The 3,758-nt window shown below is 66.3% G+C and carries 4 protein-coding genes and 1 pseudogene; 1 reads left to right on the forward strand and 4 read right to left on the reverse strand.

The features are described 5' to 3' along the window. Both RHBS_RS25510 and RHBS_RS25515 read right to left on the reverse strand, forming a co-directional pair. On the reverse strand, positions 1 to 410 hold a 410-nt coding region (locus RHBS_RS25510), incomplete at its 3' end, for a carboxymuconolactone decarboxylase family protein (RefSeq protein WP_128646804.1). Next, a complete protein-coding gene (locus RHBS_RS25515) occupies positions 403 to 1,266 on the reverse strand; it encodes a fumarylacetoacetate hydrolase family protein (RefSeq protein WP_006368855.1) in 864 nt (287 codons plus the stop codon). The genes RHBS_RS25510 and RHBS_RS25515, both read right to left, overlap by 8 nt. Before the next feature lie 181 nt (positions 1,267 to 1,447). Here RHBS_RS25515 and RHBS_RS25520 point away from each other — a divergent pair, with 181 nt between their 5' ends. Beyond that, the gene (locus tag RHBS_RS25520; protein WP_035727369.1) at positions 1,448 to 2,260 is read left to right on the forward strand and encodes an IclR family transcriptional regulator; all 813 of its coding nucleotides are present in this window, start codon (positions 1,448 to 1,450) and stop codon (positions 2,258 to 2,260) included. A gap of 64 nt (positions 2,261 to 2,324) precedes the next feature. Here the strand turns inward: RHBS_RS25520 and dapA are convergent, their stop codons facing one another. Continuing rightward, positions 2,325 to 3,266 (reverse strand): 4-hydroxy-tetrahydrodipicolinate synthase, encoded by a 942-nt coding sequence (gene dapA / locus RHBS_RS25525; protein ID WP_006368853.1) that lies wholly within the window; start codon positions 3,264 to 3,266, stop codon positions 2,325 to 2,327. Continuing rightward, a pseudogene (locus RHBS_RS25530) lies at positions 3,263 to 3,758 on the reverse strand (hypothetical protein); the annotation flags it as partial. The pseudogene RHBS_RS25530 and the gene dapA, both read right to left, overlap by 4 nt.

Here is a 3,758-nt window from a genome sequence, read left to right on the forward strand (position 1 = left end):
TCCGGCCAGTCCCCGCGCGCAGCCGCTGCGGATGCGGCGAGGACGTCCCTCGTTCCGGCGCGCAGGTCCGAGTGATCCGGGTCAAGAGTCTCGATCGCGGCGATCTCGTCGGAGGTGAACCCCAACCGTAGGGCGCGTCGTTCATGCTGGAACAGTTCGGGTTCTGCGTCGGTTGCGGCGGCGATGGCCAGTGCGACCACTTCGCGGACGTCCTGGTCAACTGGGGAAGCCGAGGCGTCAGCGAATCCGACAAATGCGCGCAGGACGGCGTCATCATTGCCGAGTACGCCGAAGATCTCGCCCAGGTAGCCCAACCGTTCGTAGCGGGGGCGGAGCAGATCCTGCGATGCGAGGCTCAAGTCCTCGAAGGCCAGAGGTGAGATCGGCTTCGCGGTGGTGGGGTCACCCATGGATCGTCCAATCTGAGGTGGCGGGGGCCGGGGACTCGACGCAGAGATTGCGGAGTTCGCCGAGGCCGGAGATTGCGGTGGTGAGAGTCTGGCCGGGGTGCAGCCACGGCGCGGGTTCCTGTCCCAGCGCGATGCCGGGCGGGGTTCCGAGGAAGATCATGTCCCCTGGCTGCAGGGTGATGACGGTGCTGAGATATGAGATGACGGTCGCGGGGTCGAAGATCATGTCGGCGCCGAGGCCGTCCTGCACCCGCTCGCCGTCGACGTCGGTGGTCAGCCGCATGGCGTCCACCGGGCCTGAATCCGTGGTCAGCCAGGGCCCGATCGGCGTCATCGCCTCCCACGCCTTCCCCATTAGGGGCGGCCGGTTGCGGAACTGCCAGTCGCGAACCCCCGTGTCGTTGCCTACGCAGTATCCGGCGATATGCCGCGGGGCGTCCGCGATGGGGATGTGCCGACCTGCAGTGCCGATCACCGTGACCAGTTCCACCTCCCAGTCATTTTGGACGCTGAGGCTGTGGTGCGGCAGGGCGATGGGGTCGTGTGCGCCAACGAGACTCTCGGGGTATTTCGCGAAGATTGACGGATACGCTGGTTGCTCGCGGCCGAGCTCAGTTGCGTGCGAGCCGAAGTTGAATCCAACGAGGAAGACCTTCGCCGAGCGGAGCGTGATCGGCGGAGCGAGGTCCTCTGGAGCGAAGTCCGCCCGGGGTCCGTCCGCACGGGCGAGATCTTCCCAATTGGGGTGCTGCAACAGGGTTCCGACGTCAGGCGCGTCCAGGAGGATCGCACCACCATCCGATTCGACGCGTGCGGCGCGGGTGCGGCCGGCGACACGCAGGGTTGCTAAGCGCATGAGTGAGGACCTCGATCGGCTAAGTAGGAATGAAGCGAGCCACAATTGCCCACGAATATGTGACACGTCACACTCTACGATCCGTGTGGCGGGAAGCGCAACCCGCTGGGCGGGATATGATGAAGCCAATTCTGGGGGCGGCTAACCTCCATGAAGAACCACGGGAGGCGGTGCGGGCACGATGTCGTTGGAAACGGGCAGGGATACGTCGATGGACGGTCAGGATTCCGTCGGGAAGTCCGGGGTCCAGTCGGTGCAGCGTGCGGTCAGGCTATTGGAGGTGCTCGCTGCGGCACGGGGTCCTCAGACGATGCAGTCGCTCGCTCACGAACTCGGCTGCAGCGCCAGCACGGCGCACCGGATCGCGGTGACGCTCGCGCACGGTGACCTTCTCGAGTTCAATCCGCTGACCAAGCGGTACAGCCTGGGAGTCGGGGTGACGAAGCTGGCACAGCGCCGAGCGGAGCAAGTGGACATCGCCTCCATTGCCCAGCCCTACATGGATGATCTACGTGAGCGAGTGATGGAAACGACGTCCCTGTGGACGCGTACCGGCGACTCCAAGGTGTGTGTCGCCTGCTCCGACGGGACGTACACGATCCGGCAGTACCTGCAGATCGGCACCCGGGTCGTGATGGCCGACCTCACGGCGGGTACGCGGGTGCTGCTCGCGGATGATGAACCGGACTCGGTGACAGCCATGGTCGAGGCTTGGTATCCCGACATTGAGCACGCGGAGTTGGAAGAGTTCCTCGCCGATGTCGAGCGAACGCGCGACACCGGGCTCTCGATGCTCCCCGAGGAGGGGGCGAATCGCGTGCACCCCGACGTCTCGACAATGGCTGCGCCGATTCTCGACGGGCGTGGCGCGATCGTGGCCGCACTGGTCGTCGCGGGCCCGGTCGGCCGCCTCACTGCCGAGGCGATGTCCGCCGATGCTGAGGCGCTGCGCACTTGCGCGCGCGAGATCTCGGTTGCTCTCGGCGCGCAGTAGGCGGAGACCCGCACCGGCTTCGGCGGAATCCGGTGCGGGCCTGTCCGGTGTGGGAGCCGGTGAGTTAGGCCGATGGAACGGGAAACCGCTCAAGCGCCAGTGCGGGCTGTGCCTGCTCGAGCAGCGTTTCGATCTTGTCGAGACCCTTGGGTGTCGGTGTGATCAACGGCGGGCGAACCGCCCCCGAGGCCAGGAGGCCCTTGCGCTCAAGGACCCACTTGGCCGGCGCAGGATTCGTCTCGACGAACAGTAGGTCTGTGAGTGGATGCAACGCGTAGTGGATGTCGCGTGCACCGTCGAAATCGCCTGCTTCCCATCGCTCGTACATCGTTGCGACAGCGCGCGGTGCGAGATTTGCGGTTGCGCTGATGAAGCCACGTCCGCCCAGTGCCATGAGCGGAAGGCAGAGCAGCTCGATGCCGGACCATACGAGGAAGTCGCGGCCCGTGGCGTGTAGGACACGGGAGAAGTGCTCAAAGTCGCGCGTGGTCTCCTTGATGCCGACGATATTCTCGTGCGCGCGGTTTAGTCGCGCCACGGTCTCGGGTGCGAGGTCGACCGCTGTGCGTGACGGGACGTTGTAGATCACGATCGGCATGTCGGGGAACTCGGCGGCGACCGTTGAGTACCACTGGAACAACGCCTCCTGGGTGGGCCGCGCGTAGTACGGGGTGATGACGAGGGCTGCGTCAGCACCCGCGTCGACTGCTGCCGCCGTTAGCTCGAGCGTCTCGTCGAGCTTGGCGGAGCCGGTGCCGGCAAGGAAGGGAACGGCGTCGTCAACGACATCGGCGACGGCGCGGATGGCGGCAATCCGCTCGGCGACCGTCTGAGAGCTGGGCTCGCCTGTCGACCCGCCGATGGACACGCCGTGCGTCCCGCTGTCGAGGTGCCACCGCGTCAGCGTGGCGAGGCTCCCGAGATCCAGCCCGAGGTCGTCGGCGAACGGGGTGATCAACGGCGAGATCGATCCGGTGATCGACTCGGGTGTGCTGCGAAACCTCATGCGGTCGGTACTCCTTCGTGGTTGGCCGCAGCGACGTTCGCGACGGCGAGATCGGCAAGGCCCATACCCATGCCTTTAAAGACGGTCAATGCGGGCGACAACGGCCGAGCAGCGGCACCGGTCATGAGATCGCCGAGGGTCTGCACCGGCGAGAAGTCGTCGCCGTAGAACTCGATGAGCTCTCGCGACGCGCGACGCGCGTTCTCGAGGTTGTCCACCACCGTGATCGAGGAATCTGCAAGTAGCGCACTGTCGAATTCCGCCGCGTGCGGAAGGATGGCGCCGATCGCGTTCAGGTGCGCGCCAGGCGCAAGGATTCCGCGCGGGAAGAACGGCTCTCGAGCCCGAGTGACCACCGTGACGATGGGCGCGTCGGCGACCGCCGCCTCGAGGCTGGGCAGGCTTCGGCGACGATGCCGAGCTCGGCGGAGATCTGCTCCGCGAAGCCGGCGCGGCTTGCGGGGTAGGGCTCCACACCCGGACACGGCGGAG

It is taken from the genome of Rhodococcus sp. BS-15 (assembly GCF_000813105.1).
Taxonomy (GTDB): domain Bacteria; phylum Actinomycetota; class Actinomycetes; order Mycobacteriales; family Mycobacteriaceae; genus Rhodococcoides.